The organism is Sinimarinibacterium flocculans (assembly GCF_003201205.1).
GTDB classification, from domain to species: Bacteria; Pseudomonadota; Gammaproteobacteria; order Nevskiales; family Nevskiaceae; genus Solimonas; species Solimonas flocculans.
In genome coordinates this window covers 86,986-113,499 of the sequence record NZ_QICN01000010.1, presented here as the reverse complement: position 1 = coordinate 113,499, position 26,514 = coordinate 86,986, and the positions used below count along the sequence as shown (strand labels likewise).

Below are 26,514 nucleotides of genomic sequence, written 5' to 3'. Positions count from 1 at the left end.
CAGACGCGCTTAGCCATCTACTCACCGCCCGGCAGCAGCGGCAGTCCCAGCTCCTTCAGAAACTCGTTGTGCTTTCGTGTGGCGCTACGAATCGCCTTCTCGATCTCCATCAGGCTGCCGTGGGTGGCCGTCAGATCGATCTCCTTCTCGGCAACTGCCGTACTGATGTAGCGGGAGATATTGAGGTTGTAGCCCTCCTCGGCGATGCGTCCCATCGAAATGCGCGCGGCATAGCGCTCCTCCGGTTCGCGTGTCTGGTACGTCCGAACGATCTTCTCGATGTGCTCATCGGTCAGGACGTTCTGCCGCTTTCCCTTCTCGAAGTGCTCCGCAGCGTTGATGAAGAGCACGTCGTCCGGTTTCTTGCATCGCTTGAGCACGAGGATGCAGACCGGGATGCCCGTTGAATAGAACAGATTCGCAGGCAGCCCGATGACGGTATCGATGTGGCCGTCCTTCAGCAGCTTGGTGCGGATGCGTTCCTCTGCGCCGCCGCGAAACAGCACGCCGTGCGGCAGGATGATCGCCATCACCCCCTGATCCTTCAGGTAGTGGAAGCCATGAAGCAGGAATGCGAAGTCGGCAGCGGACTTCGGGGCGAGGCCATAGTTCTTGAAGCGCACATCGTCACTCATGTCCGCCTTCGGCTCCCAGCGATAGCTGAAGGGCGGATTGGCCACCACGGCATCGAACTTCGGCATCTTCGCCGGGTTGGTCTCGCGCAGCTCATCCCACTCGTTGAGCAGCGTATCCCCGTGGTAGATCTCGAATTCGGTGTCCTTCACCCCGTGCAGCAGCATGTTCATGCGCGCGAGGTTGTAGGTGGTGATGTTCTTTTCCTGCCCGACAATCCTGCCGATGCCGTGCGGCCCCATGCGCTTGCGCACATTGAGCAGCAGCGACCCGGAACCACAGGCGAAGTCGAACACGCTGCCGAGGTGTTTGACCTTGCCGGTTGCGGGCTCCTGGCTGTCGAGCGTGACGATCGCGGAAAGAATGTCGGAGATGCGCTGCGGCGTGTAGAACTCGCCGGCCTTCTTGCCGGAGCCGGCAGCGAACTGGCCGATCAGGTACTCGTAGGCGTCCCCCAGCACATCGACATCCGTGGAAAACTCCGCCAACCCCTTGGCGATCTCCTTGATGATGTCGCAAAGCTTCCGGTTCTTGTCGACGTGGGTCCTGCCGAGTTTCTCCGAGCTGAGATTGATCTCGGAGAACAGGCCGCCGAAGGTCGTCTGAAAGGACTCCGTCTCGATGTGATGGAACCCCTTGCGCAGCGTCTCCAGCAGCTCGTCGCTCTGCTCCTGCGCCAACATCACGATATTTCCCCAGAGATACTGAGGCTTGATGACGTAGTGCACCTTGCGCCGCATCTGCTTCTCGAATTCCGGCGCGTCGCTGAGGTTTTCCTCATACCAGATTTGCAGCGGCGTGGAGACACCGGCGGCACGAAGTTGTTCCCGCGAAAGCTCCGGATAGTCCGGTCCCAGCTCCTTTCTCGCCGCCGCCTCGTAGTTATCCGAGAGATAGCGCAGGAACAGGAAGGCGAGCATGTAGTCGCGGAAGTCATCCGCGTTCATCGCGCCGCGGAGCTGATCGGCGATGTTCCAGAGCGTCTTTCCGAGCAACTTTTGGTCTTTGTCGTTCATGAAGCGGGCTTGTCCGATTTCCTGGTGCGACGCTTGAGCTTGCCTTCCAGGCTCTTCAGCTCGGCATCGTCAGCCTGATCGGCCGCGATGGCCTCCTGCCGCCTGCGACGCTGGTCAAACGTCACGTAGCGCTCGAAGGTGACAACCTCCATCTGCTCGTGACTGATCCCGCCCTTGCCTTCCAGCAGCGGGAAGCCGTTGGTGGTGATGATCTGGTCGATGTTTTCCCTCCAGAAGCTCATGCGCGTCTCCTTGCGGTTCTTCGCGCGCAGTTCGGCGGTTTCCAGAAAGATCACGACCAGGCGATTCAGCGTGTCGATCTCGTCTTCGGTCAGATAGTTCTTGGCAATCAGGATGTCCGTCTTGCGAACCTTGTCCCCCTTCCAGGCGAGCAGGCCGAAGTTCGGATCGTCCGGATTGGCACGAGCACTCACCAGCTCGGCGGCGGTCTGGCGGGTCACCGCGTAGAGCAGCAGATTCTGAACGGTGGCAAAGAACTGCTGGGTCGCACGGTCGGTCTTGTCGTAGTCGGTGCTCAGCGCAAAGAGGTCGCGCACCTTCTGGTAGAACCGCTTCTCCGAGGCGCGGATGTCGCGGATGCGCGCCAGCATCTCGTCGAAGTAATCCGGGCGGCCGTCCGGGTTCTTAAGCCGCTCGTCATCCATCGCGAAGCCCTTGAGCAGGTACTCCTTGAGGACGGTGGACGCCCAGCGGCGGAACTGCACCCCGCGCGGCGAGCGCACGCGGTAGCCGACGGCGAGGATGGCGTCGAGGCTGTAGAGCGTGACCGGCCGCCGGACCTCCCGCCCCCCCTCGGTTTGAACTACCGAGGATTCCTCGGTAGTTGCCTCGCGACGTAACTCCCCGTCCTCAAAGATATTCTTGAGGTGCAGGCCGACGTTGTCCGTGCTGGTATCGAAGAGCTGTGCCATTTCCCGCTGGCTCAGCCAGACGGTCTGGCCCCTGGCGCGAAGCTGGATCTGGCTCTTGCCGTCTTCGGTGGTATAGAGGATCAGCATGGCAGGCCCCTTTCGACCTCAAAGGCCACGCGAGATTGGGCCTTGGCCGGGCACCACGGCCTAGCCACTCCTTGCCACAGGCGACCTTCCCCGCTAATAATGCAATCGAAATCTGAGGCTGTGCCCCTTGGCCAGTAGTAGGATTTCCCCCGCCCGCCGCAAGGCGGGCTCTTTATTTTGGCCACACGACAATCCCTGTTGGCCCGCCAGAGAGTCGGTTGACCTCGGTCACTCTGGCCTCGCCGAGTTCCTCATAGACGTCCGGCCCAAACGACGCGCCCGGAAACACCCGGCGGAACGCCGCATAGGCATTGAGGTCGGCCAGCTGTATGAAGTAGGACTCGTGTGATCGCCGGTCCGATGAATCCTCCACGATGTTCTGCGCCTTCCGATCCAGCGAAGGTCCGCCAAACGCGGACGGCACGCGGCTGAAGCGGCGCATGGCGCGAATCTTCTTGCGGATGAACTCGCCGTGCCCTTCATCGGGCAACACATGGATGTTGTCCTTCCTGTCGGTGCCGAAGCGCTCCAACCGCTGGATCGCCCACTGCCAAGCCGTTTCGCGCACATCCAGATCACGCCTCTGGATCTTGGTCTTATCAATCAACACGGTGAAGGACCGGAACAGCCCGCACTTGCGCTGGAAGCGCAGCGCTGCGCGGTAGGCCGCCAGACGGGCTGGATAGGTCAGGCCCGCAGGCCTGATGTCGCCCTTGTTGTGGATCAACCAGCTGGCCTTGAGTTCGGCGCGCGGCGAGATGCGAAAGTTGTCACGCAGATACCGCCGAAACGCGATGGTCTGGTCCAGCGCGCTCAACCAGTTCGCATCGTGCAGCAAGACGCAGGACAGCGCGAACGTCCCGGTCGGCGAACGCTCCATGCCCGTGTCACCGCTTTCATCGAAATAGGCGAAGAACATCTACGTGCCTCCTCGGGGCATGGCTTTCAAGCGATTTCAGTTGTCGGAAAAAGCTGCTGCATGAGCCCTTTCTTGTGGGTCCTGAGGGCTTCGAGCTGGTCGCTTTGGGCGGCGATCAGGTCGTCGAGAGAGGAGAGGCAGGAGGCGATGCGCTGTTGTTCGGCTAATTGCGGCGTGAGAATTTCGACCGCCCGCAAAATTTCGTTGTTGATATTCTTCTGTGCGTTTTGAGGCGCGACTTTGTTGAGAAACTCTTTTTTTCCTCGGACTGCGAGTTCCAAAAAGTAGGGAGAAATCCCGCTGCTCGGAATTAGCCCGACAACGCTATCGGTAAAGCACGCCTCGTGTGTGAGCAACGCTGTGTCGCCGATGTTCGCAGCAATCGTTACTAGAACAATGGTCGGCTTGAATAACTTGCTTGCCGAAAGCCCTTTCTCATTGAGAGACTGGCTAGCGCGAACCGCGCCACCATTTGCATTGACGACATCTCCGGTCTGAATAAATGGATATTTGCCACCGAAGAACTGCGGATCATTTCGCGGCCTATGCGAAAACCGCCCTCGTTGGATCTCACAAACGTCTCCCAGCTTGACTGCGCTCCACTCCGGTGCATCTTGGAACTCGGGAAAGCGGAGGCGGGGGAGAGTTTCGCCTTCGCGGGGGAAGAGCTGCTGCATGAGCCCCTTTTTGTGGGCCTTGAGCGCGTCGAGCTTCTGGCGGCTCGCGGCGATCAGCTCGTCCAGCGTGCTCAGGCACTCGGCGATTTTTTGTTGTTCGGCGATTGAGGCCGCACCGCTGGGAAGCGGCACTGGCAAAGTGAGCAAGTCATCCTCTGCAATGCTGAGCGATCCGTGTGCTCGCGCCCCAACCTCGATGAACTTCCGTAGCCACTGCCCATGCAGATTTCCGAGGAACAGATAGTTCAGATAGCTCGGAGCTGGAGATTCACCACTGATACGAAAGGCGGTGAAGATGCTGTTGGGCACAGCCGCAAGAGCGTCGCCAGAATACAGTGCGATAAAGCCTTCAGGGTATTCCTTAGTCGCGCTCTTGTTATAGGCGAAGTCATTCTTCTTCAGCAGAAGGTAGTTCTTGTAAGAGCTGCCGGCGATAACGCGCCCGAACTTCTCAATCTGGCTGACGAGGCCTACCCCTGAGGTAATGCTCATTGGCACGCATTCGTTGTCGCCGACCTTATCTGTGCTGATCGTGACCAATGATCCGAGTGCTCGGGTTTCCCAGTCAGGACCACCCTGAAACTCGGAAAAGCGGAGCTTGGGCGCCGGTGCCGGCTTCGCGCACAGTGCCATAGCCTGCGAGCGCTTCATGATTCGTACGCGCTCAAGCCAGAAATCTCCCGACCTGACGCCCGCTTCTTCAGCACCGGCATCAGCGCATCCATCAACGCCAGCTCCTTCACCCGCCGCTCGCGCCAACCCAGGCCCAGCGGCGCCATCAACTCGGTGAGCTGCTCGCCGTCGAAGACGAGGCGTTGGAGGATGCGGTCCACGAACGCGTCGAGGCGCTCGGCGGCGAGGCCGTGGCGCTCGGCAATGGCGGCAAGCTCGGCGCCGAGACGTTCGGTCTTGAAGCGCTGGTAGCCGTCGCGGATGGCCTTCTCGTCCAGTCCCTGCCCTTGCTGCAGGCTGCGCACGTAGTCGGTGATCAGCTCGCGCTCGTCGATGAACTTGGCGTCCGCCGCAATCAGGCCGACGAGCTGCTCGCGGTTCATGCTCTGCCTGCCCGGCGTCTTCGATGAGAAGTTCGCCAGCAGCTTCATGATGTAGTCGTAGTCAATGACGGCGGAGGCGAACAGCACGAACTCGAAGTCGAGCTGTTCGATTGCCGGACTCGGCGCCTTGTCGCCGCTCTTGCCCTGCTGCTCCTTGAGCCGTTGGGCGGTAGAGAGGTAGACGCCACGGTAGGCGTTGAGCTCGTCGCGCGGCAGGAGCTGCTCCACCTCCGCCTGCGTTTCCGGCTTGAGGTCAGTGTACTGATCGAGCTGGGTCTTGAGGCGCTGCACTTCGCGGAAGCGCTCGATGAAGACGGCGCGGGCTTCGTCGCCCTTGAGGGCGGGCACGCTATCGGGCGTGGTCGGCAGATCTTGCGACTGCATGAACTGGTCGAGCCTGGTCAGGGCTTCCTTGAGCTTCTCGACCACCTTGGGGGCGGGATCGACCAGCCAGATCTCGCGGGCCTTGTCGGACTGGCCGCCGGAGAACAGCGTGATGGCTTCATCCACGGCCTTCTGCTGGGCACGGAAGTCCAGAATCTGGCCGTGCGGCTTGGTGGCGTTGAGCACCCGATTGGTACGCGACAGCGCCTGGATGAGGCCGTGGTGCTTGAGGTTCTTGTCCACGTACAGCGTGTTCAGGTACTTGGAGTCGAAGCCGGTGAGCAGCATGTCCACCACGATGGTGATGTCGATCTTCTCCGCGCCTTTGCGCGGCAGGTCGGCATTGGGGAACTTCTGCTCCTTGATGCGCTTCTGCACGTCCTGGTAGTAGCGGTCGAACTCGTTGACGTTGTGGTGGGTGTCGTAGCGGCTGTTGTAGTCGGCGATGATGGCCTTGAGGGCGGCCTTCTTCTGCTCCGGCTCTTCCTCGTTGTCCTTGCGCTCCTGCTCCAGATCGGCCGAGAGCTGGCTGATGTCCTTTTTCTCGTCCTGGGTCTGCGCGAGCTGCGCGGGCGGCGAGAACACGCAAGCAATCTTGAGTGGGACGAAGGCTGGATCGGTCGTCTGCCGCTCGTCCTGGAGCGTCTGGAACAGAGCGTGGTACTCGATGGCGTCGTTGATCGACGCCGTGGCGAACAGCGCGTTGAAGCGGCGCGCGTGGGTCGCCGAGTCGTGCTTGTCGAGAATGGCTTTGACGACGGCCCTCTTTTCGAGAATCCGGCCTGATTTGGGCGCGTCCTCGCCCTTGAGCTTGTAGTAGTCGACGTGAAAGCGCAGGACGTTCTTGTCCTCGATGGCGTTGGTGATGGTGTAGGCGTGCAGCTCGCGCTGGAACAGATCGACGGTGGTGCGTAGCGAAGCCTGTTCGCCGGCAATCTGCTTCTGCGAGGCGTTGTCGTCGAAGATCGGCGTGCCGGTGAAGCCGAAGAGCTGCGCGCGCGGGAAGAAGTCCTTGATGGCCTGGTGGTTCTCGCCGAACTGCGAACGGTGGCACTCGTCGAAGATGAAGACGATGCGCTTGTCGCTCAGCGGTGCGAGCAGTTGCGCGTAGGTCTGCCGGTTCTGCTGGGTCCGTTGCTTGTTGCGCTTGCTGTCTTCGTCCAGTGCAAGGCCGAGCTTCTGGATCGTCGTGACGATGACCTTGTCGGCCTTGTCGTCGGACAGCAGGCGGCGGACTAACGCAGCGGTATTGGTGTTCTCTTCGACGCAGCCTTCCTGGAACTTGTTGAACTCCTCGCGCGTCTGCCGATCGAGGTCCTTGCGGTCCACCACGAACAGGCATTTGTCGATCTGTTCGTTCTCCCTGAGCAGGGTGGCGGCCTTGAACGAGGTGAGCGTCTTGCCGCTGCCGGTGGTGTGCCAGATGTAGCCGTTGCCGCAGTTCTGGTCGATGCAGTCGACAATGGCCTGCACGGCATAGATCTGGTACGGCCGCATCATCAGCAGCTGCTGCTCGCTCTGGATCAGCACCATGTAGCGGCTGATCATGCGGCCGAGTTCGCACTTCTGCAGAAAGCGGTCGGCAAAGTCGTCGAGATGACTGACGGGCTTGTTGTCGCGGTCTGCCCAGCGGTAGACCGGCAGGAAGCGCTCGTCGGCATTGAACGCAAAGTGACGGGCGTTGTTGTTGGCGAAGTAGACCGTCTCGGTGCGGTTGCTGACGATGAAGAGTTGAATGAAGCACAGCAGCGTGCGGGCGTAGCCGTTGCCGGGGTCGTTCTTGTACTCGACGATCTGCTCCATTGCCCGGCGCGGATTCACGCCCAGGGTCTTGAGCTCGATCTGCACCACCGGCACGCCGTTGATCAGCAGCAGCACGTCGTAGCGGTGGTGGCTGTAGTCGGTGTTGATGCGCAGCTGGTGAACGACCTCGAAGTCGTTCTTGCACCAGTCGCGGATGTTGACCAGGGTGTAGACCAGCGGCGTGCCGTCGTCGCGGGTGAAGTCGTTCTTCTCGCGCAGGACGCGGGCGGCGGTGAAGACGTCCGGGATCGTGAGTTCTTCGAGCAGGCGCCGGAACTCGGTATCGGTCAGGCTGACGCGGTTGAGGGCCTCGAACTTCTGACGGAAGTTGGCCTCCAGGCTGGCGCGGTCGCGGATGTCGGGACGCTCGGTGTACTTGAGGTCACGGAGCTTCTCGATCAGCGCGGTCTCGATGTCCTGTTCCCGGATGCCGGGGGGACGAGGATCGGAGGCCTGTGGATAGGTGATCTCGGAGGACATCGGAGAAGTGTGATCTGGCGCGTCACAGCCGGGATGGCGCGAGTATAAACGCGCCCTTTTGCCCATGGATCAATTTGGCGCCCCGGCGGCATTGTCTCCAGCGACACTGGTGCACCACCTTATCGACTCGCCGACTTCTGATGGCCAGTGCTGGCACCGGCGCCCGAGAACCGGCATAGACTGCGCCATCCCTCCCACCACGAGGCGCGCCATGCAAACCGTCGTCGATGAAGTTGCGGATGGTGTGTTCCGGCTTTCCACCTACGTGCAGTCGGCGGATTTCACGTTCAACCAGTACCTGATTCGCGCGGACGAGCCGCTGCTGTTCCATACCGGCCCGGCGGCGATGTTTCCGCTGATCTCGGCGGCGCTGACCCGGGTGGTGCCGGTGGGTTCGCTGCGCTGGGTGTCGTTCGGGCATCACGAGTCGGACGAGTCCGGCTCCATGAACGAGTGGCTGCGGGCGGCGACGCAGGCGCAGGTCGCGGTCGGGGAGATCGGCTGCATGATCTCGATGAACGATCTAGCGGCGCGGCCGCCGCGGGCGCTGAAGGACAGCGAGACGCTCGACCTGGGCGGCAAGCGCGTGCGCTGGCTGGCAACGCCGCATGTGCCGCATTGCTGGGATGCGGGGGTGCTGTTCGAGGAGACGACGGGCACGCTGCTGTGCGGCGACCTGTTCGCCACCGTGGGTCAGCATCCCGCGACCAGCGAGGCGGACCCGGTAGGCCCGGCGCTGGCGGCGGAGGACATCTTTCACGCGACGGCGCTCACCGCCACCACGGCGCGCAGCATCCGCGACCTGGCCGAGCTGCGACCGCGAACGCTGGCACTGATGCACGGACCGGCGTACCGCGGCGATTGCGCCAGTGCGCTGCACGCGCTGGCGGACGGCTATGCGGAGCGGTTCGCCTCGACGCTCTGAGCGCCGCCGGCCCGGGTCGCGCCCCTCAGTCGAAGGAGTGCCAGGTCTCCGACGGCCCCTTCACCGTCCAGTTGCGGGTGTCGCAGGGCGGCGTGTCGGTGCGCTGCTTGAGCCGGTCGTAGGCGCAGCGCAGCGCGTCGTTGTGGTAGCCGGTGGTGTCGAGCGCCCCGGTGTAAGCCGGGCAGCCGTTCTCCTGGAGCATGCGGCGGTTGCGGTCAACGATCTGCAGCAGGGTGTCCGCGCTGCGCCGGTTGGCGGTGGCGACTTCCGGCTCGCGGGCGGTGGCGGCGAGCATCCTGGCAAGCGCCGCTTCCTTGAGGTTAGTGTCGATCTCGCCGGCCAGGGCCGCGCAGGCGGCCGGGTCCGCGGCCAGCAGCGGCAGCGGCAGGCCGAGCGCCGCGCACAACAGCAGGTGGGGGAGTTTCATGTCGCAGCTCCGGGTCTACGGGTTCCAGACCGCGGAACGATGAGCGCGGCGCGCTGACGCCTGCCTGAACCCGCCGCAGCGTTGCAGGCCGCGGCGATTCAGGCCCTGTTTGCGTGCGGCATGCTAGAAGCACCCCAGACCGCCCAAGGAGCAAGCCATGAACTGGACGCTGATCGGCGTGATCGTGCTCGCGGTGTTCGTGATCGCGGCGCCGTTCGCGACGCTGCGGTCCATCTCCTACATCAAGGCCAGGCGCGATGCGATGCGCGCAAAGCCGCTGCCGGATGACGACGACGATCCGGACAAGCCGACCGGCTTCTGGTGAGCGATCCCGCCCCGTCCGGCGTCTCAGCCGTCCGAGAGTGACGCGCCGGCCAGCGGCAGCGCGAGGATGGAGGCCGCGATCTCCGCGCCCTTGTACTCCTCGATGAAATGGCCGACGTCGGCAAAGGTGTGGGTGCGTTCGCGCATCTGCGGCAGCGCGGCGTGCCACTGGGCGATGACGCTGTCCTTGCCGCAGGGGTCCCACTGTCCGAACCAGCCGCAGGCGGGAATGCCCCGCCCCTGCGGACCCCAGACGCGCGGCAGTTGCTGCTGGATGTGCGCGTAGTACGCGTGGTTGTCCTGGACGCCGTGCCGCGCGTCGCGGTAGCGGTAGCCGTGGCCCCAGTACGGCGTCTGCCGCACGTTGCGCTTGGAGCTGCGCGCGTTGGCCGCGGTGCGGAAGCTCTGCGACCACACGTGTTCGGGCGTGCCCGGCGCGATGCGTCCGCGCGCATGGCGCCAGATCCAGGTCGCGGCCAGGCGGCTGAACGCGGCGAAGCCCTGCGGCCGCGCATGCGAGACGACGGCGGCGGCCACCCCGCCCCACAGCGCATCCGGCACGAGGCTCGCGGTGCTGGCCCACGGCAGCCACGGGAACGGGTAGTTGCAATAGGTGTAGCCATCCGCCGGCATCGGGAACACGGTGGTGTTGAGCACCACCAGGCCGGCGACGCGCTCCGGCTCGTCGATGAGCGCACCGATGCCGATCGGCCCGCCCCAGTCGTGGACGACGAGCACGACGCGGCGCAGGTCCAGGTGGCGCACGAGCTGGCGCAGGTTGGCGGCGTGATGCAGGTCGAGCATCTCGTAGTCCGCCTGGTCGGACAGGCCCATGCCGATGTGGTCCGGCGCGACGATGCGCAGCGGCCGCGGCGACGCCAGCAGCGCGTCGCGCACGTGCCGGTAGGTGTAGCTGCATTCCGGGTTGCCGTGGACCAGCAGCACGGTGAAATCCGGCTCCGCCTGCACCGCGGCCGGCGTGCGCAGGTCCGCGTAGAACATCTGCTTGCCGGCGTCGTAGCCCTCGGTGGGCCGGAACCAGCGCCGGCCGTCGGCCGGGCAGTAGTCGGCCGGCGGATCGTGCAGCGGCGTGTTGGACGGCAGCTCCATCGCGGGTGCGGTCTTCAGCGCACGATACGGTAGCAGGGCACGTAGTCGCTGCCCGGCAGTTTCATGCGGCGCTTGGCGGCAAAGGCGGCCAGCAGCTCGTCGAGCCGCGCCATGATCGCGGCGTCGCCGCTGATCTCGAAGGGCCCGCGTTCCTCCACGGCGCGGATGCCGTCGGCCTTGACGTTGCCGGCGACGATGCCGGAGAACGCGCGGCGCAGGTTGGCGGCCAGCAGATGCGGCGGCTGGTCGCGGTGCAGGTCGAGCGCGGCCATGTTCTCGTGCGAGGGCACGAAGGGATGCTGGAAGTCGCGGTCGATCTTCAGTAGCCAGTTGAAGTAGTAGGCGTCATCGCGCCGGCGGCGGAAGTCGGCGACCTGCTGGGCGCCGTTGTGCATCTCGCGCGCGACCTCGGCCGGGTCGTCGACGATGATGCGGTAGTGGCGGCGCGCCTCGTCGCCGAGCGTGGCGGCGACGAATGCGTCGATCAGCGCGAAATAGTCGCGCGCCGATGCCGGGCCGGTGAACACCAGCGGATACGGCATGCCCTTGTTGTCCGGGTGCAGCAGGATACCCAGCAGGTAGAGGATTTCCTCGGCGGTGCCGACGCCGCCGGGAAACACGACGATGCCGTGGGCCATGCGCACGAAGGCTTCGAGGCGCTTCTCGATGTCCGGCAGGATGACCAGCGCGTTGACGATGGGATTGGGCGCCTCGGCGGCGATGATGCCGGGTTCGCTGATGCCGACGTACTGCCCGTCGCCGATGCGCTGCTTGGCGTGGCCGATGGTCGCGCCCTTCATCGGACCCTTCATCGCGCCGGGGCCGCAGCCGGTGCCCACGTCGAGCCCGCGCAGGCCCATCTCGTAACCGACGAGCTTGCTGTAGTCGTATTCCTCGCGCGAGATCGAATGCCCGCCCCAGCAGACGATCAGCCGCGGCCGCGTGGTCGCGCGCAGCACGTTGGCGTTGCGCAGGATGTGGAACACCGCGTCGGTGACGCCCTCGCAGGAGCCCATGTCGAACGAGGGGTGATCGACGATCTCCTCGGCCACGTAGACGATGTCGCGCAGCACCGAGAACAGGTGCTCGCGGATGCCCTGGATGATGCGGCCGTCGACGAAGGCCTGGGCCGGCGCGCTCTTGAGTTCGAGCTGCAGCCCGCGCTCCTGCGGCACGATGCGGATGTCGAAGTCCGGATAGCGGGCCAGCAGGGCACGGCCGTCGTCGATGTCGCTGCCGGTGCTCAGGACCGCGAGCGAGCAGCGCCGGAACAGGGCGTGCAGGTCGCCGCGGCTGGCGTCGAGCAGGCGCCCGACCTCGGCGCGCGACAGCAGGGAGAGGTTGTTGCTCGGTGAAACGACGGCATCGACCACGGCTGGGGACATGAGGCATCGGGGCTCGCTGAACGGGCCCCGAGTGTAACCCCCGGGTGCAACGGCTCGACGATGGCGGGCCGCGTGCGGCCCGCCGACGCCAGGAGCCTAGGCCGCCAGTTGTCCGCCGAACTGCGCGAGGTGGTGATCGACGTCGCCGAACAGCATCGTGATCATCGTCAGGCGCTTGAAATAGTGGCTCACCGCGAGTTCGTCGGTGACGCCGATGCCGCCGTGCAGCTGCACCGCCTGCTGGCCGACAAAGCGTGCACTCTGGCTCACCAGCACCTTGGCCGCGGACACGGCGCGGCGACGCTCGGCGACGCCGGCCTCGAGCTTCGCGGCGGCGAGATACGCCATCGAGCGCGCCTGCTCGGCATGCAGATACATGTCGACCGCGCGGTGCTGCAGCGCCTGGAAGCTGCCGATGGGCACGCCGAACTGCTTGCGCGTCTTCAGGTAGTTGACGGTCTGCTCGATGAGCGCGGCCATGTTGCCGACCGCCTCGGCGCAGAGCGCGACGTTGGCGGCGTCCACCGCCTTCTCGACGATGGGCAGGGCGCCGTGCTGCGGACCGATCAGCGCATCCGCGCCGACGCGGACCTTGTCGAAGTGCAGGTCCGCGGCGCGCTGGCCGTCCTGCGTCGGGTAGCCGTGGCGGCTCAGCCCGGACGCGTCGGCATCGACGACGAACAGCGAGATACCCTGCGCCGAATCGATCTCGCCGTCGGTGCGCGCGGCGACGATGATCCTGTCGGCGACATCGCCGTGCAGCACCGCCGTCTTGCGGCCGCTGATGGACCAGCCGTCGCCGTCCTGCCGGGCGCGCGTCGCGATCTGCGTCAGCGCGTAGCGCCGCCGCGGCTCGCCGAGCGCGAAGGCCAGAAGCTGCTCGCCGCCGGCCACCGCCGGCAGCAGCGCGGCCTTCTGCGCGTCGCTGCCCGCGTCCGCGATCACGCCGGCGCCGAGCACCACGGTGGCGATGTACGGCTCGACGACCATCGCGCGGCCGAGCGCCTCCATGACCAGCAGCGTGTCGAAGGCATTGCCGCCGAAGCCGCCGTGATCCTCGGGCAGCGCGATGGCCAGCGCGCCGAGTTCGGCGAGCTGCTGCCAGTGCGCCCGGCTCCAGCCCTCGGCCGAGCCGATGATCCCGCGGCGCGTGTCGAAGTCATAGGCTTCGCGCAGGTAGCGGTCGAGGCTGTCGCGGAACTGGCGCTGCTCTTCGGTGAAGTTGAAGTCCATGGTCGCGTGTCCTCAGAACCCCAGAATCATCTTGGAGATGATGTTTTTCTGGATCTCGTTGCTGCCGCCGTAGATGGTGGTCTTGCGCATGTTGAAGTACTGGCCGGTCAGCGGCGGGCCGTAGTCCGGGCCGGCGAGCGGACCGTCGTAGCCCGGGTCGAGCGCGGCGTGCTGGAACGGCAGGGCGTCGTGGCCGAGCGCAAGCATCATCAGCTCCGACAGCGTCTGCTGGATCTCGGAGCCGCGGATCTTGAGCAGCGAGGCCTCCGGCCCCGGCGCCTTGTGCTCCATCTCGGCGGCGATCACGCGCAGGTTGGTGACCTCCAGCGCCATCAGCTCGATCTCGACCTGGGCGACGCGGTCGCGGAAGCGCAGGTCGTCTATCAGCTTGCCGCCGTCGGACGCCGGCTGCTGCGTGGCGATCTGCTTGAGCTGCTTGAGCCAGCGCTTGGAGCGGCCGATCTCGGCGATGCCGGTGCGCTCGTGGCCGAGCAGGAACTTGGCGTAGGTCCAGCCCTTGTTCTCCTCGCCGACGCGGTTGTCCACCGGCACCTCGACGTTGTCGAACCAGACCTCGTTCACCTCGTGCTCGCCGTCGAGCATGATGATCGGACGCACGGTAATGCCCGGCGTCTTCATGTCGATGAGCAGGAAGGAGATGCCTTCCTGCTTGCGCGCCTCGGGATTGGTGCGCACGAGACAGAAGATCCAGTCGGCGTGCTGGCCGAGCGTGGTCCAGGTCTTCTGGCCGTTGACGATGTAGGTATCGCCCTGGCGTTCGGCGCGGGTCTTGAGCGAGGCGAGGTCGGAGCCGGAGCCGGGCTCCGAGTAGCCCTGGCACCACCAATGCTCGCCGGACAGGATGCGCGGCAGGAAGTATTCCTTCTGGGCCGGCGATCCGAAGGCCATGATCACCGGCGCCACCATGCGCAGGCCGAACGGCAGCGTGGCCGGCGCGCCGGCGTCCGCCAGCTCTTCCTCGAAGATGTGCCGCTGCACGGCGGTCCAGCCGGTGCCGCCGTACTCCACCGGCCAGTTGGGTGCGACCCAGCCCTTGCGGTACAGCGCCTTGTGCCAGCCGATGAAGTCGTCCTTGGACAGGCGCTTGCCGCCCAGCACCTTGTCGCGCAGCCCGGGCGACAGTTCGGCGTCGACGAAGGCGCGTACCTCGTCGCGGAACGCCAGCTCCTCCGGCGTGAAGTTGAAGTCCATGCGCAGCCTCGAAAACTCGATCAGGGCGGCAGCTTAGTCAGCGCCGCCGGGTCGGGACAACTGAAACAGATGCATGCCCATGTATAAGGCTCCCGCATGCGGACGAGGGCGGCGGCATGCGGAAGGCGAATCATTCGGCATCCAGAGATTTCATTTGTCCGGCTGCGGCGGCGCGCCTAGTGTGGCCGCACTGCATGCCTTGCAGGAGCGCCTTCAGGCGCGACTTCGTCGCCGGCAAGGGCGCAGGGTCGCGCCTGAAGGCGTTCCTGCACATTCCGACAATCCGACCGAGGAGAACCTGATGACCGTCTGCACCTACGAAGCCCGCGGCGACGTGGCCGTGATCCGCATGGACAGCCCGCCGGTCAACGGCCTGGGGCTCGAATTGCGCAAGGGCATTGCCGAGGGTCTGGCGAAGGCGGCTGCCGATGCCGCGATCAAGGCGGTGGTGCTGACCGGAACCGAGAAAGCCTTCTCCGGCGGCGCCGACATCCGCGAGTTCAACTCGCCGAAGATGCTGGCCTCGCCGAGCCTGCACGAGATCATCGAGACGCTGGACGCCGGCACCAGGCCGGTGGTCGCGGCGATTGCCGGCGTCGCGCTGGGTGGCGGACTGGAGCTGGCGCTGGGCTGCCATGCCCGCGTGGCGCGCGGCGATGCGCAGATCGCGCTGCCGGAAGTGAAGCTGGGCCTGCTTCCCGGAGGCGGCGGTACGCAGCGCCTGCCGCGCGTCGTCGGCGTGCAGACCGCGCTAGACATGGTCGTGTCCGGCGCGATGGTGCCGGCGGCCAAGCTCGCGCAGACCCGGCTGTTCGATGCCGTGGTGGATGGCGATGTCGTCGAGGCGGCGGTCGAACTGGCGCGCCGCATGGACAAGCCGCAGCGCGTGCGCGACCTGAGCGTCGAGCTGCCGGACGCCGCGGCCTTCTTCGCCGCCGCACGCGAGAAGGTGAAGAAGGCGGCGGGACCGCTGCCGGCGCCGATGAAGTGCCTGGAATGCATCGAGGCCGCGGCCACGCTGCCCTTCGACGAGGGCATGAAGGTGGAGCAGGCCGGCTTCATGTTCCTGATGAACGGGCCGGAGTCGCGCGCGCTGCGCCACGCGTTCTTCGGCGAGCGCGCCTGCATGAAGATTCCGGACGTGCCCGAGGACACGCCGCTGCGGCCGATCAAGAGCGCCGCGGTGATCGGCGCCGGCACGATGGGCGGCGGCATCGCGATGAACTTCGCCAATGCCGGCATCCCCGTGCATCTGCTGGAGGTGAAGCAGGAGGCGCTCGACAAGGGCCTGACCATCATCCGCCGCAACTACGAGAACCAGGTGAAGAAGGGCAAGCTCACGCAGGACAGGCTCGACCAGCGCATGGCGCTGATCCGGCCGACGCTGAGCTACGCCGATCTGGCGCAGGACGACATCGTCATCGAGGCGGTGTTCGAGGACATGGGCGTCAAGCAGAAGGTCTTCGAGCAGCTCGACGCGGTGATGAAGCCGGGCGCGATTCTCGCCAGCAACACCTCGACGCTGGACCTGAACCGGATCGCCTCGTTCACGAAGCGGCCGGCGGATGTCGTCGGCCTGCACTTCTTCTCGCCGGCGAACGTGATGCGCCTGCTCGAAGTCGTGCGCGGCGAAAAGACTGCCAAGGACGTGCTGGCCACGGTGATGAAGCTGGCCAAGACCATCCGCAAGCTGCCCGTCGTCGCCGGCGTCTGCGACGGCTTCATCGGCAACCGCATGATCGGCAAGTACGCCAGCGAGGCGCTGCGCCTGCTCGATGAGGGCGTGCTGCCGCAGCAGGTGGACGGCGCGCTGGAGCGCTGGGGCATGGCGATGGGGCCGTTCCGCATGAACGATCTGGCCGGCAACGACGTGAGCTGGCTGATCCGCAAGCGCCACTACGCCGAAGACCCGCAGCGCCGCCGCGAGGCGGTGGCGGACCAGCTGTGCGAACTCGGTCGCTACGGGCAGAAGACCGGCAAGGGCTGGTACCGCTACGAGGCAGGCGACCGCACGGCGCATCCCGATTCCGAGGTCGAGCGGATCATCGTCGAGCAGCGCAAGGCCGCCGGGATCACGCCGCGACAGATCAGCGACGAGGAAATCGTCGAACGCCTGGTCTACGCGCTGGTCAACGAGGGCGCGCGCATCCTGGAGGAAGGCATCGCCCTGCGCGCCTCGGACATCGACATGATCTACCTCAACGGCTACGGCTTCCCGCTGCACCGCGGCGGACCGATGCTGGTGGCGGACATGGCGGGGCTGGCGCGGGTGGCGCAGCGCATGCAGGACTTTGCGCGCCTGCCGGGCGCGGACAGCGCCTTCTGGCAGCCGGCGCCGCTGCTGGCGCGGCTGGCGGCGGAGGGCAAGACGTTCAACTGATCCACGGGGTCTGCAACGAAGAAGGCCGGGCGCGAAAGCGCCCGGCCTTCTTCGTCCCGGCAGCGCGATTCCGGGATCGTGCTGCCAGAAAAAGGGCCGGACGACTGTGCATCCGGCCCAAGGTCACCCCTTTGGGAAGAGGAACACTCCGGCGGCCGCCCGCAGCGGCGGCCTCAACGCGGCGTCTGTGACACCACGAGACATCCTACACGACCGAGGCGTTGGGGCGAAACCGGACCCGGTGGGGCCAACCCCGACAAATGCCCCGGCCGGGCGCCGCCGGCTTACGCGACTCGCGCCCTAACTGCAGCCATTTCAATGACTTCAGCGCGCTCGGCGTCGTAGTTCCCGGCGATGTACTCCTTGCTGAAATCGTCGGTGGAAATGACCTCGTAGCGCACCTTGTCGTAGGTGTCGGCCTGATCGGCCTCCTCGCGGGTCATCAGGCCGCGGGTCACGGCATCGCGCAGGCGATCGGCCACGGTATCGCCGGCCAGCTCGCCCTTGTTCGCTAGCTTGAAGAACTTGAGGTAGGCCTCCTCGCAGTCCTGCGACACCTTCCAGGCATGCTCCATGCGGCCGACCGGGTCATGCTCGCCGCCGTTGACGAACACCAGCCAGGACAGGCGCTCGCGCACGTCGTTGGGCTCGAGGATCAGGTCGGCGACCCTGGCATTGACGCGGTCGGACACCGGCTTGAAGCGGTTGCCCAGTGGGAACACCACCAGGCGCATGACGCCGCGCGCCCAGGCCACCGGGAAGTTGCGGATGAAGCCGTCGAAGGCGTTGGCGATCTCGTACAGGCAGTGGTCAAGGGCCCAGCGCGCATGCGCCAGCTCGGCCTCGGTCTTCGGACCCTCGAGGTAGTACTTGGCGACGCAGGAGGCGATGTAGAGCTGCGAGAGCACGTCGCCCAGGCGCGCGGACAGGCGCTCGAGGAACTTGAGCTTGCCACCGAGCACGCCCATCGTCAGGTCCGAGCAGAAGGCCAGCGCGGCGGAGAAGCGCTCCATGTCGCGGAAGTACGGCGCCATCTCGCCGTCCACCGGCGAGCGCGCGAGCCGTGCACCGGTCAGGCCCAGCGTGAAGGCACGCACCGCGCGGTTGACCGAGAAGCCGATGTGACCGAACAGCAGTTTGTCGAAGGCCGGCAGGTCGTTCTCGCGCGCCGCCTCCATCTCCGGGAAGACGTACTCGTGGCAGCGGATCGCGCCCTGTCCGAAGATCATCAGGTTACGGGTGAGGATGTTGGCGCCCTCGACCGTGATCGCGACCGGCGTCGCCTTGTAGGCCGTGGCCATGAAGTTGCGCGGCCCCTGCTGGATGGCCTTGCCGGCCATCACATCCATGCCGTCGGTGACGATCTTCCGCATCAGCTCGGTCATGTGGTACTTGGCGATCGCCGTGACCACGGACGGGGCGCAGTGGTCGACGGCCGAGGCCGTCATCACGCGCATCGCCTCCAGCGTGTAGGCGTAGCCGCCGATGCGGCCGGTGGCTTCCTGCACGCCCTCGAACTTGCCGATCGACACCTTGAACTGGCGGCGGAAGCGGCCGTAGGCGCCGGTCATGCGGTACGCGGTCTGCCCGGCGGCGGTGCCGAGCGCCGGCAGCGAGATGCCGCGACCGGCCGACAGGCACTCGACCAGCATGCGCCAGCCTTTCCCGGCCATCGCCGGGCCGCCGATGATCCAGTCGACCGGGATGAAGACGTCCTTGCCGTGGATCGTGCCGTTCATGAAGGCCGCGCCGGGATAGTGACGACGACCGATCTGCACGCCCGGGTGCTTGGCCGGCACCAGCGCACAGGTAATCCCGTACTCGCTCTTCGACTTGTCGCCGAGCAGACCGTCCGGGTCGCGCAGCTTGAACGCGAGACCGACGACGGTCGCGACCGGCGCCAGCGTGATGTAGCGCTTGGAGAAGTTGAGCGTGATGCCGAGCACCTTCTTGCCTTCGTGCTCACCGTAGCCGACGACGCCCAGATCCGGCATTGCCGTGGCGTCCGACCCGACCTCGGGGCCGGTGAGGCCGAAGCACGGCAGCTCGCTGCCGTCGACCAGGCCCGGCAGCCACTGCTTCTTCTGCTGGTCGGTGCCGTAGTGCATCAGCAGCTCGCCGGGGCCCAGTGAGTTCGGCACCATGACGGTGACCGCCATCGTGATCGACTTAGTGGCGAGCTTGGTGACGACCGCGGACTGCGCGTTGGCCGAGAAGCCCAGGCCGCCGTATTCCTTCTTGATCAGCATCGCGAGGAACTTCTTCTCGCGGATGTACGCCCAGGCCTCGGGCGGCAGGTCCTTCTGCTCGAACTCGATCTTCCAGTCGTCGCAGAGCTTGCACAGCTCCTCGCACTCGTTGTCGAGGAAGGATTGCTCCTCAGGGGTCAGGGCGGTGTACTTGAAGTCGATCAGCTTGTTCCAGTCGGGGCGGCCGCGGAACATCTCGGCCTCCCACCAGGTGTCGCCGGCCTCCAGTGCCTCGCGCTCGGTGGACGACATTTCCGGCAGCACCTTCTTGAACACGCCGAAGATCGGCGCCGTGAGCACCGCGCGGCGCAGCGGCCGCAGGTTCAGCAGCAGGGCCAGCGTGACGAAGACCGTGCCGGCGATGGCGAAGGCCGTCGTGCCGATGAGGCCGAGGCCCTTGAGGGCGAGCAGCAGCACGCCGATCGCGGCGGTCCAGACCAGCAGCGGCGCGCCGGCGAAGGCCAGCGCCCATGCGGCGAGGACGGCGACGAGAGTGGTGACTAGAGCGGTCATGGCGACTTCTCCGTTGAGGGTGAGCGTTACGTCCCGTCGGTCGCGCGCCGCAGCGGCACGACATGCGGGTGGTTCTCCTCCACTACCGGGGTGACGTCTGCCGCACTGCGCGGAATCAGCGTCTTGATCATCAACTTCAGGTACTCGTTGAACGGCGCCCCGCCGGGCATCAGATCCGGCGTGTCGCGGCGGATCTGCAGGTTGCCCATGAACGTGGCATAGGCGAAGCGCGCCCAGTGCTGCGCGCGGGTCGCGTCGAAACCCAGCGCCTCGTAGCACTGCACCAGATACTGCATGCGGCGCTCGGACACACGCTGAACGAACTCGCGCACGAGCGGGTTGTCCTCGGCCGCAGCGATGGCGAGGTACAGCCGCCCCGAGCGGTAACCGGCGTTGGCCTCCTTGAAGACCTTGACGATGCGCGCATACGGATCGGGCTCGTCGCCGACGCGGGCCAGCACTTCCTCGGTCTCGCGCCGCTCCCAGCGCTCCAGCGCCGCACGCAGCAGCGCCTCGCGGTTGGGGAAATGCCAGTAGAAGCTGCCCTTGGTGACGCCCAGGCGGCGTGCCAGCGGCTCGACCGCAACGGCATCCAGGCCGCCGGCGGCCATCACCTCCAGCGCCGCCCGCGCCCAGTCCTCGGCGGTCAGGTTCGGCTTGGCATCGCTTCCGTTGGCGGCGGCTTTCATCGCTCGACAGGGGTCACATACGCAGGCGTATCGTGCCGAGCATGTAACCATACGCGGGCGTATGGCTCAAGGCTGGACAGGCATCGTTCGCTGTCGCGGCGGCCAAGCGAATGGGATGCAGGAAAGGCTTCAGCCGCGACGCTTTCCCGTGCCGCGCGAACGAAGCCGTCGCGGCTGAAGCCGCTCCTACAAACGGCGGGCGCGCCGCTATCGCGTCGTGTAATGCCGGATGAAGGCCAGCCGGTCCGCCTCTTCCTCGATGAGCTTGCCGATGGGCTTGCCGGCGCCGTGTCCGGCCTTGACGTCGATGCGGATCAGGATCGGACGCGCCGGATCGGCCTGGGCGCGCTGCAGCGCCGCCGCGTACTTGTACGAGTGCCCGGGAACGACGCGGTCGTCGTGGTCCGCGGTATTGATCAGCACGGCCGGGTACTTCACGCCGTCGCGCACCGTGTGCACCGGCGAGTAGCGGTACAGGTAGCCGAAGCCTTCCTCGTCGTCGGAAGTGCCGTAGTCGCCGGCCCAGGCCCAGCCGATGGTGAAGCGGTGGTAGCGCAGCATGTCCATGACGCCGACCGCCGGTAGCGCCGCCGCAAACAGCTCGGGGCGCTGGTTGAGCGTCGCGCCGACCAGTAGGCCGCCGTTCGAGCGGCCGCTGATGGCGAGGTGCGACGGCGCGGTCCATTTCTCGCGCACGAGGTATTCGGCTGCGGCGATGAAGTCGTCGAAGACGTTCTGCTTGCGCTGCTTCGTGCCCGCCTCGTGCCAGGCCCTGCCGTACTCGCCGCCGCCGCGCAGGTTGGCCTGCGCGTAGATGCCGCCCTGCTCCATCCACACCAGGTGGGACACGGAGAACGTCGGCGGCAGCGAAATGTTGAAGCCGCCGTAGCCATAGAGCTGCGCCGCTTGTGCGACCGCCCGCGCCCGAGCGTCGAACTGGTCGCCTGGTGTCTGAAACGCCACGCCGCGCCATCCGCCCCGGCCCGGTTCGTGATGCGCACCCGCTCCGAATCTCAATGGCTCGCCACCGGCATCGTGCTGCTGACGACCTGCGCGCTGCTGCTGATGCCGCTGCCGGCGGGCGCCAACCGGCCGTGGGCGCTGGCCTGGTTCGAGCTGCTGTTCGCTGCACTCACCGGCGTCGCCGTGATGTCGTTGCTGCTGACACGGATGCCGGTCCGGCTCGACCGCCTGCAGTGGGCCGCCGTGATCGTCTGGCTGCTATGGCTGGTCTGGATCGCGCTGCAGGCCGCGGCGCTGCCGGAGTCCCTGCTCGCACGTCTGGCGCCGGCATCGCGCGACGCCTACGTGCTGGTGGCCACCTGGGAGGGGCCGGTGACGGTGGCCATCTCCGTCGACCGCATGGCCACGCTCGCGCACCTGCGTGAAAGCGCCACGTACTTCTGCCTGTTTCTCCTGATCCTGCTGTGCGCACGTACGCCGCGGGCGCGCCGCTGGCTGGTGCACGGCCTGATTCTCGGCGCGGTCATCCAGGCCCTGCTCGGCGCCGGCATGACGCTGAGCGGGCTTGAGGTCGGTCCTTTCGGCCGCAAGACCGACTACCTCGGATCGGCGACCGGCACCTTCATCAACCGCAATCACTTCGCCGGTTACCTGGAGATCGGCGGCTCCCTGGCAGTCGGCCTGCTGCTCGCACGCGTCGCCGCAGCCACGCGCGTCACCGACTGGCGTGGCGCCGTGCGCGCCGCCATCAATCTGGTGCTGGGACATGCCCCGCTGCTGCGCATCGGCCTGCTGGTCATCGTCGCCGGGCTGGTCGTGTCGCGGTCGCGCATGGGCAACATCGCCTTCTTCACCGCCCTGAGCGTCGGCGGCGTGCTGTTCATCCTGCGCAACCGCGGCAACCCGCTGCGCAGCCTGATGTTCCTGGTTCTGGTGATGGTCATCGACCTGGCGATCGTCGGCGGCTACGTCGGCCTCGACGCGCTGCGCGAGCGCCTGCAGCCGCAGCTGCTGATGGCCGACCAGCGCCTGGCCACGTTCCCGGACCTGCAGCGCATGGCGGCACACTATCTGCCGTTCGGCAGCGGGCTCGGCAGCTTCGCCGTCGCCTATCCGCAGTTCCGCTCGACCAGCGTCTTCGCCTCGAACGAGCACGCGCACAACGATCCGTTGCAGTTCCTGATCGAGACCGGCGTGCCCGGCGTCGTGCTGCTGGCGCTGCTCGTCGCGCTGCCGCTGGCGCGCGCCCTGCAGGTCATGCGCCAGCGGCGCGACCCGCAGGTGCTCGGCATCGCGCTCGGTAGCGCGCTCGCGGTGTTCAGCATCGGCGTGCACGGTCTCGCCGACTTCAACCTGCAGATTCCCGCGAACGCGGCGACGATCGTCGCGCTGCTGGCGCTGATGCTGGGCCTGCCGAGCGAATCGCGCCGGCAGCGCCGCAGTGCCGGCGAATCAGCCGAGCAGCCGCCCGACTAGCGGCGTGAGCTGCTCGATGGCGTGCTCGTAACCGCGCTCGACCACCTCGTCCATCCGCTTCCAGTCGAACATGCCGACCTTGCTGACCGGCATGCGCAGATAGGCATCGGCCCGCGCGGCGCGCTGCGCCGTGCCGCTTTCGCTGGTCAGCGTCGCCGTGCGGAACATGATCGAGAACAGGCGCGGCCGCTCGTCGTCGCCCTTCATGCGCAGCAGGCCTTCCGGGTCCGGTCCCTCGATGCCGGGAGCGGCGATGCCGCCCTCGGTGCTGACGTCGGAGGCGATGATCGGCCCGCGTTCGAGCTGCTGCATGACGTCGGTCGGCAGGCTGTTGACGACCGCACCGTCGCACAGCAGCTCGCCGCGCCAGACGACCGGCGGCGCGACACCGGGCACCGCCATGCTCGTCGCCACCCACAGGTACAGCGGCCCGCGATCATGGACCACGGCGGCGCCGCGCGTGAGGTTGGTCGACACGCAGAAGTACGGCGTGCGCAAGGCTTCGATGTGCTGCTCGTCGAAGATCTCGCGCAGGCGGCGCACGAACTTGCGTCCACGGATCAGCGCGATGGTCGGAAACAGGTAGTCGTTGAGATGGTTCTGGCGCACGAAAGTCTCGCGCGCGATGTGTGCCATCTCGTGATGGTCGTAGCCGCAGGCGACCAGGGCGGCGAAAAACGCCCCCATGCTCGAACCGCCGACGAGATCGACCGGAATCTGCAGCTCCCGCAGCGCGCGCAGCAGGCCGATGTGCGCGAAGCCGCGCGCGCCGCCGCCGCCGAGCACGAGGCCGACGCCACGTCCGGTAAGCTGGCGCGCAAGGCTCGCGTAGTCGCTGTCGTGGTCCCGGCGCACGTAGTAGTGACTGCCGGCACCGACGCGTTCGCGCCAGCGCAGCACCTCATCCGGCTGCGCGCCGCCGGGGCGCAGCATCACCAGATCGACCGGCGCGCGCGCACCGCAGCGGCGCAGTTCGTCGACCATCGCGGTGGCGATCGCCGGCGTCTGCGTGTCGACGACGAACAGGATGCGATCGGCCTGGCGCATGCAGCGGCGCGCCCACGGATCGGCGTCGCCGCCGGCGACGTAGACCAGGTGCGTGCGCTCGGCCTCGATGCGGTTGAGGTGCTCGACCAGCCGACGGTTGTCCTCGCCGCCGTCAATGCGCGTCTGCGACAGGCCCGGCCCGAGCGCGGCATCCACCGCCGCGGCGTCGATCAGCACCGGCTGGCAGGCCGCGGTGACCGACAGTGCGGACGCGAGCTGGCGCGCCACCGCCACCGCATCGATCGCGGGAGTCGCCGGCACCACGGCGAAGCAGCGCATCTGCCGCTGGCGTTCGAGATGGCGCGCGCGCTGGTTGTCGCGAAGCCGCTGGATGATCACCCGCGTCATCTCGATCAGCGCCTGCGGATGCTGCGACACCACCGCATAGAGATGGTTGGCCGGAATGCGCAGCAGCAGGCTGTCGCGTATCGCGTGGACCGACGCCACGCTCGGCTCGCCGGACAGCGCACTGATCTCGCCGACCGGTTCGAGCCGGGCGATGGCGCCGGCGACGGTGCCGTCGGTGAGCACCGCACTGAGCCGTCCCGCCGCGACGATCCAGACGCTCTCGCACACCGTGCCCTGTTCGATCACGGTGCGACCGCTCGGCAGCTCGACCAGCTCGCAGCGCGCGGCAAGCGCGTCCAGCGCCACCGGACCGAGTCTGGCGAACAGCGGGCATTCGGCGAGGACGGCGCGCGGATTCATCGGGTACGTTTTGAGTCTAGCAGCGGCGCCGCTGCAGCGAGACCGCTTGCAGCGCATCATGCAGGCATGCGCACCGCCCTGCTCGTGATGCTGCTGATTGCCGCGCCCGCGGCCGCGGTCGATCGCGTCGAGCTCCGGATCGGACGCGTCGACGCGAGCGGCTGGCAGTTGCGCGACGTCGCGGCCGACTGGCATCGCGACGGTCGCGTGCGGCTGCAGACCCGTGCGCAGGGGCAGGCCCTGCCGCACCCGCTGCACGCGGAACTGGACTGCGTGCGCCTGCGGACCGACGACGGCGTCCGCTGCGGCGCACTGCGCCTGCGCGCGAGCCTGGACGGTGCCACGCTCGAGACGACCGGCGCTGCGCACGTCGCAACCGCCGACCGCTGGCAACTGACGCTGCAGCAGGCGCGCCTGCGCCTGCAGCACGACAGCGAGGACGGCCGGCTGGCCGCGGAAAACCTGCAGCTGGGCCTTTCCGGCGACATCGACCGGCGCGACGGCGAGACCCGCCTACAGGTACAGGCACAAAGCCTGGGCGGTCAGGCCTACGTTGAACCCTGGTTCGTCGATCTCGACACGCAGCCGCTGGCGCTCGAGGCAGCGCTGAGTCTGAGCGGCACCGACGCCTTGCAGATCGGGCGCTTGCAGCTTCGGCTGCCCGGCGCCGCCACCGTGGCGGCCAGCGGTGAGCTGCGCCTCTCGGACTGGACCCGACGGCACCGACTGCAGGTCGACGTCGACATCGCCGATACCGCCCCGCTCGTGCCGTATGCACAGGCCGCGCTCGCGACCACCCGGCTGCGCGGCCTGCAGGCAGACGGTGCACTGCGCCTTGCCGCCACGGTCGACAACGGGCGGCTCGTGCAGGCGGATGCGACGCTCGACGATCTCTCCGTGACCGCACCCGACCTCGCCGCCGGGTTCGACGGCCTCGACGGCCGCATAGCATGGACCGATGCGGGGACGGCTCGGGCGTCCCGTCTGGCGTGGCGCTCCGGGCAGATCGGCCGCATTCCGGTCGGCGCCGCCCAGTGGCGCTTCGAGACGGCCGGCCGGCGGTTCGCCTTGCGCGAACCCGTGGACGTACCGCTGCTGGATGGCAGCCTCGCCATCGAACGCCTCGCATTGTCCGGGCTCGGCAGCGAAGCGCTGCAGGCCGACTTCGCGGCGCGCCTGCGGCCGATCGGCCTCGCCGGCCTGTGCCGGGCACTCGGCTGGCCTGAATTCGCCGGCACGCTGTCGGGCTCGGTGCCGGGCCTGCAACTGCGAGACGGCCGCCTGTTCCTCGACGGCGCCCTGAGCGCGTCGGCTTTCGACGGCGAGATCCGCGTCAGCGACCTGCGCATCATCGAGCCGTTCGGCGTCCTGCCGCGCGTCGCCGCCGACGTGCACCTGCGCCGGCTCGATCTCGCGGCGCTCACCGGCGCCTTCGATTTCGGCCGCATCACCGGCCGCCTCGATGGCGACATCGACGGACTGCGGCTGATCGGCTGGGAGCCGGTGGCGATGGACGCGCACCTGTACTCCACGCCCGGCGATCGCAGCCGCAAGCGCATCTCGCAGCGTGCGATCGACAACATCTCGGCAGTGGGCGGCGGCCCCACCGGCCTGCTGTCGCGCGGCGTGATGCGCTTCTTCGACGACTTCGCCTACCGCCGCATCGGCTGGCGCTGCGTGCTCGACAACGGCATCTGCCGCATGGACGGCATCCGGCCGTCCGACGAGGGCGACGGTTACGTACTGGTCCAGGGCTGGGGCCTGCCGCGGATCGACGTCGTCGGCTACTCGCGCCGGGTGAGCTGGCCGGTGTTCATGTCGCAGCTGCGCAGCATCGGCAGGACCGGCCCGGCCCGCATCGACGGTTCCTGACCGGTTCATCGCCGG

Annotated in this window: 18 protein-coding genes and 1 pseudogene; 5 read left to right on the top strand and 14 right to left on the bottom strand. The window is 66.9% G+C overall.

Going from position 1 to position 26,514, the window contains the following annotated elements; all coding sequences use genetic code 11:
• Positions 1-17 precede the first annotated feature (17 nt).
• From C8D93_RS16430 to C8D93_RS16410, 5 genes are all read right to left on the bottom strand, one after another.
• A complete protein-coding gene (locus C8D93_RS16430) occupies positions 18-1,649 on the bottom strand; it encodes a type I restriction-modification system subunit M (RefSeq protein WP_110266317.1) in 1,632 nt (543 codons plus the stop codon).
• A complete protein-coding gene (locus tag C8D93_RS16425) occupies positions 1,646-2,668 on the bottom strand; it encodes a virulence RhuM family protein (RefSeq protein WP_110266316.1) in 1,023 nt (340 codons plus the stop codon). Before C8D93_RS16425 ends, C8D93_RS16430 begins: the two co-directional genes overlap by 4 nt.
• A 172-nt stretch (positions 2,669-2,840) precedes the next feature.
• On the bottom strand, positions 2,841-3,587 hold the full coding sequence (locus C8D93_RS16420) for a DUF3800 domain-containing protein (RefSeq protein ID WP_110266315.1): 747 nt from the start codon (positions 3,585-3,587) through the stop codon (positions 2,841-2,843).
• 26 nt (positions 3,588-3,613) lie between these two features.
• On the bottom strand, positions 3,614-4,915 hold the full coding sequence (locus C8D93_RS16415; RefSeq protein ID WP_110266314.1) for a restriction endonuclease subunit S: 1,302 nt from the start codon (positions 4,913-4,915) through the stop codon (positions 3,614-3,616).
• A complete protein-coding gene (locus C8D93_RS16410; RefSeq protein WP_110266313.1) occupies positions 4,912-7,986 on the bottom strand; it encodes a type I restriction endonuclease subunit R in 3,075 nt (1,024 codons plus the stop codon). Before C8D93_RS16410 ends, C8D93_RS16415 begins: the two co-directional genes overlap by 4 nt.
• Positions 7,987-8,197: 211 nt before the next feature.
• Between C8D93_RS16410 and C8D93_RS16405 the strand changes: the two genes are divergently transcribed.
• Positions 8,198-8,911 carry an oxygen-binding di-iron domain-containing protein gene (locus tag C8D93_RS16405; protein WP_110266312.1) on the top strand — a complete coding sequence of 238 codons (714 nt, stop codon included), beginning with the start codon at positions 8,198-8,200 and terminating at the stop codon, positions 8,909-8,911.
• A 25-nt stretch (positions 8,912-8,936) separates the two neighbouring features.
• Here C8D93_RS16405 and C8D93_RS16400 read toward each other — a convergent pair whose 3' ends face one another.
• Positions 8,937-9,338 carry a hypothetical protein gene (locus tag C8D93_RS16400; RefSeq protein ID WP_110266311.1) on the bottom strand — a complete coding sequence of 134 codons (402 nt, stop codon included), beginning with the start codon at positions 9,336-9,338 and terminating at the stop codon, positions 8,937-8,939.
• Positions 9,339-9,495: 157 nt separating this feature from the next.
• Between C8D93_RS16400 and C8D93_RS20770 the strand changes: the two genes are divergently transcribed.
• Positions 9,496-9,663 carry a hypothetical protein gene (locus C8D93_RS20770; RefSeq protein WP_170124072.1) on the top strand — a complete coding sequence of 56 codons (168 nt, stop codon included), beginning with the start codon at positions 9,496-9,498 and terminating at the stop codon, positions 9,661-9,663.
• A gap of 23 nt (positions 9,664-9,686) precedes the next feature.
• Here the strand turns inward: C8D93_RS20770 and C8D93_RS16395 are convergent, their stop codons facing one another.
• From C8D93_RS16395 to C8D93_RS16380, 4 genes are all read right to left on the bottom strand, one after another.
• Complete coding sequence (locus C8D93_RS16395; RefSeq protein ID WP_110266310.1) at positions 9,687-10,772, bottom strand: alpha/beta hydrolase; 1,086 nt, start codon at positions 10,770-10,772, stop codon at positions 9,687-9,689.
• A gap of 14 nt (positions 10,773-10,786) precedes the next feature.
• Complete coding sequence (gene ppnN / locus C8D93_RS16390; RefSeq protein WP_110266309.1) at positions 10,787-12,157, bottom strand: nucleotide 5'-monophosphate nucleosidase PpnN; 1,371 nt, start codon at positions 12,155-12,157, stop codon at positions 10,787-10,789.
• Between the two features lie 96 nt (positions 12,158-12,253).
• Positions 12,254-13,390 (bottom strand): acyl-CoA dehydrogenase family protein, encoded by a 1,137-nt coding sequence (locus tag C8D93_RS16385; protein ID WP_110266308.1) that lies wholly within the window; start codon positions 13,388-13,390, stop codon positions 12,254-12,256.
• Between the two features lie 12 nt (positions 13,391-13,402).
• Positions 13,403-14,602: an acyl-CoA dehydrogenase family protein gene (locus tag C8D93_RS16380; protein ID WP_110266307.1), complete on the bottom strand. Its 1,200-nt coding sequence runs from the start codon at positions 14,600-14,602 to the stop codon at positions 13,403-13,405.
• A gap of 301 nt (positions 14,603-14,903) precedes the next feature.
• On the opposite strand from C8D93_RS16380, the gene C8D93_RS16375 reads away from it, so the two are divergent.
• Positions 14,904-16,982: a 3-hydroxyacyl-CoA dehydrogenase NAD-binding domain-containing protein gene (locus tag C8D93_RS16375; RefSeq protein ID WP_110266306.1), complete on the top strand. Its 2,079-nt coding sequence runs from the start codon at positions 14,904-14,906 to the stop codon at positions 16,980-16,982.
• A gap of 284 nt (positions 16,983-17,266) precedes the next feature.
• Here the strand turns inward: C8D93_RS16375 and C8D93_RS16370 are convergent, their stop codons facing one another.
• The 3 genes and pseudogenes from C8D93_RS16370 to C8D93_RS16360 form a co-directional block, all read right to left on the bottom strand.
• Positions 17,267-19,744, bottom strand: a complete 2,478-nt coding sequence (locus C8D93_RS16370; protein WP_110266305.1) for an acyl-CoA dehydrogenase — start codon at positions 19,742-19,744, stop codon at positions 17,267-17,269.
• Between the two features lie 26 nt (positions 19,745-19,770).
• Positions 19,771-20,433, bottom strand: coding sequence for a TetR/AcrR family transcriptional regulator (locus C8D93_RS16365; RefSeq protein ID WP_110266304.1), 663 nt, complete (start codon positions 20,431-20,433; stop codon positions 19,771-19,773).
• Between the two features lie 207 nt (positions 20,434-20,640).
• Positions 20,641-21,330 (bottom strand): annotated as a pseudogene (locus tag C8D93_RS16360) (prolyl oligopeptidase family serine peptidase); the annotation flags it as partial.
• 96 nt (positions 21,331-21,426) lie between these two features.
• Between C8D93_RS16360 and C8D93_RS16355 the strand changes: the two are divergent.
• Positions 21,427-22,872 (top strand): O-antigen ligase family protein, encoded by a 1,446-nt coding sequence (locus C8D93_RS16355; RefSeq protein WP_110266303.1) that lies wholly within the window; start codon positions 21,427-21,429, stop codon positions 22,870-22,872.
• Here the strand turns inward: C8D93_RS16355 and C8D93_RS16350 are convergent.
• Entirely contained in the window at positions 22,849-24,627 is a 1,779-nt protein-coding gene (locus C8D93_RS16350; RefSeq protein WP_170124071.1) for a patatin-like phospholipase family protein, read from the bottom strand. The genes C8D93_RS16355 and C8D93_RS16350 overlap by 24 nt on opposite strands.
• Positions 24,628-24,693: 66 nt before the next feature.
• Between C8D93_RS16350 and C8D93_RS20765 the strand changes: the two genes are divergently transcribed.
• Complete coding sequence (locus C8D93_RS20765; protein WP_170124070.1) at positions 24,694-26,499, top strand: hypothetical protein; 1,806 nt, start codon at positions 24,694-24,696, stop codon at positions 26,497-26,499.
• The last annotated feature ends 15 nt before the right edge of the window (positions 26,500-26,514 follow it).

What these genes read in the sequence shown, in the direction of transcription:
- C8D93_RS16430 (WP_110266317.1), bottom strand. Translation starts at nt 1,649, where the DNA reads ATGAACGACAAAGACCAAAAGTTGCTCGGAAAGACGCTCTGGAACATC.
- C8D93_RS16425 (WP_110266316.1), bottom strand. Translation starts at nt 2,668, where the DNA reads ATGCTGATCCTCTATACCACCGAAGACGGCAAGAGCCAGATCCAGCTT.
- C8D93_RS16420 (WP_110266315.1), bottom strand. Translation starts at nt 3,587, where the DNA reads ATGTTCTTCGCCTATTTCGATGAAAGCGGTGACACGGGCATGGAGCGT.
- C8D93_RS16415 (WP_110266314.1), bottom strand. Translation starts at nt 4,915, where the DNA reads ATGAAGCGCTCGCAGGCTATGGCACTGTGCGCGAAGCCGGCACCGGCG.
- C8D93_RS16410 (WP_110266313.1), bottom strand. Translation starts at nt 7,986, where the DNA reads ATGTCCTCCGAGATCACCTATCCACAGGCCTCCGATCCTCGTCCCCCC.
- C8D93_RS16405 (WP_110266312.1), top strand. Translation starts at nt 8,198, where the DNA reads ATGCAAACCGTCGTCGATGAAGTTGCGGATGGTGTGTTCCGGCTTTCC.
- C8D93_RS16400 (WP_110266311.1), bottom strand. Translation starts at nt 9,338, where the DNA reads ATGAAACTCCCCCACCTGCTGTTGTGCGCGGCGCTCGGCCTGCCGCTG.
- C8D93_RS20770 (WP_170124072.1), top strand. Translation starts at nt 9,496, where the DNA reads ATGAACTGGACGCTGATCGGCGTGATCGTGCTCGCGGTGTTCGTGATC.
- C8D93_RS16395 (WP_110266310.1), bottom strand. Translation starts at nt 10,772, where the DNA reads ATGGAGCTGCCGTCCAACACGCCGCTGCACGATCCGCCGGCCGACTAC.
- ppnN (WP_110266309.1), bottom strand. Translation starts at nt 12,157, where the DNA reads ATGTCCCCAGCCGTGGTCGATGCCGTCGTTTCACCGAGCAACAACCTC.
- C8D93_RS16385 (WP_110266308.1), bottom strand. Translation starts at nt 13,390, where the DNA reads ATGGACTTCAACTTCACCGAAGAGCAGCGCCAGTTCCGCGACAGCCTC.
- C8D93_RS16380 (WP_110266307.1), bottom strand. Translation starts at nt 14,602, where the DNA reads ATGGACTTCAACTTCACGCCGGAGGAGCTGGCGTTCCGCGACGAGGTA.
- C8D93_RS16375 (WP_110266306.1), top strand. Translation starts at nt 14,904, where the DNA reads ATGACCGTCTGCACCTACGAAGCCCGCGGCGACGTGGCCGTGATCCGC.
- C8D93_RS16370 (WP_110266305.1), bottom strand. Translation starts at nt 19,744, where the DNA reads ATGACCGCTCTAGTCACCACTCTCGTCGCCGTCCTCGCCGCATGGGCG.
- C8D93_RS16365 (WP_110266304.1), bottom strand. Translation starts at nt 20,433, where the DNA reads ATGAAAGCCGCCGCCAACGGAAGCGATGCCAAGCCGAACCTGACCGCC.
- C8D93_RS16355 (WP_110266303.1), top strand. Translation starts at nt 21,427, where the DNA reads ATGCGCACCCGCTCCGAATCTCAATGGCTCGCCACCGGCATCGTGCTG.
- C8D93_RS16350 (WP_170124071.1), bottom strand. Translation starts at nt 24,627, where the DNA reads ATGAATCCGCGCGCCGTCCTCGCCGAATGCCCGCTGTTCGCCAGACTC.
- C8D93_RS20765 (WP_170124070.1), top strand. Translation starts at nt 24,694, where the DNA reads ATGCGCACCGCCCTGCTCGTGATGCTGCTGATTGCCGCGCCCGCGGCC.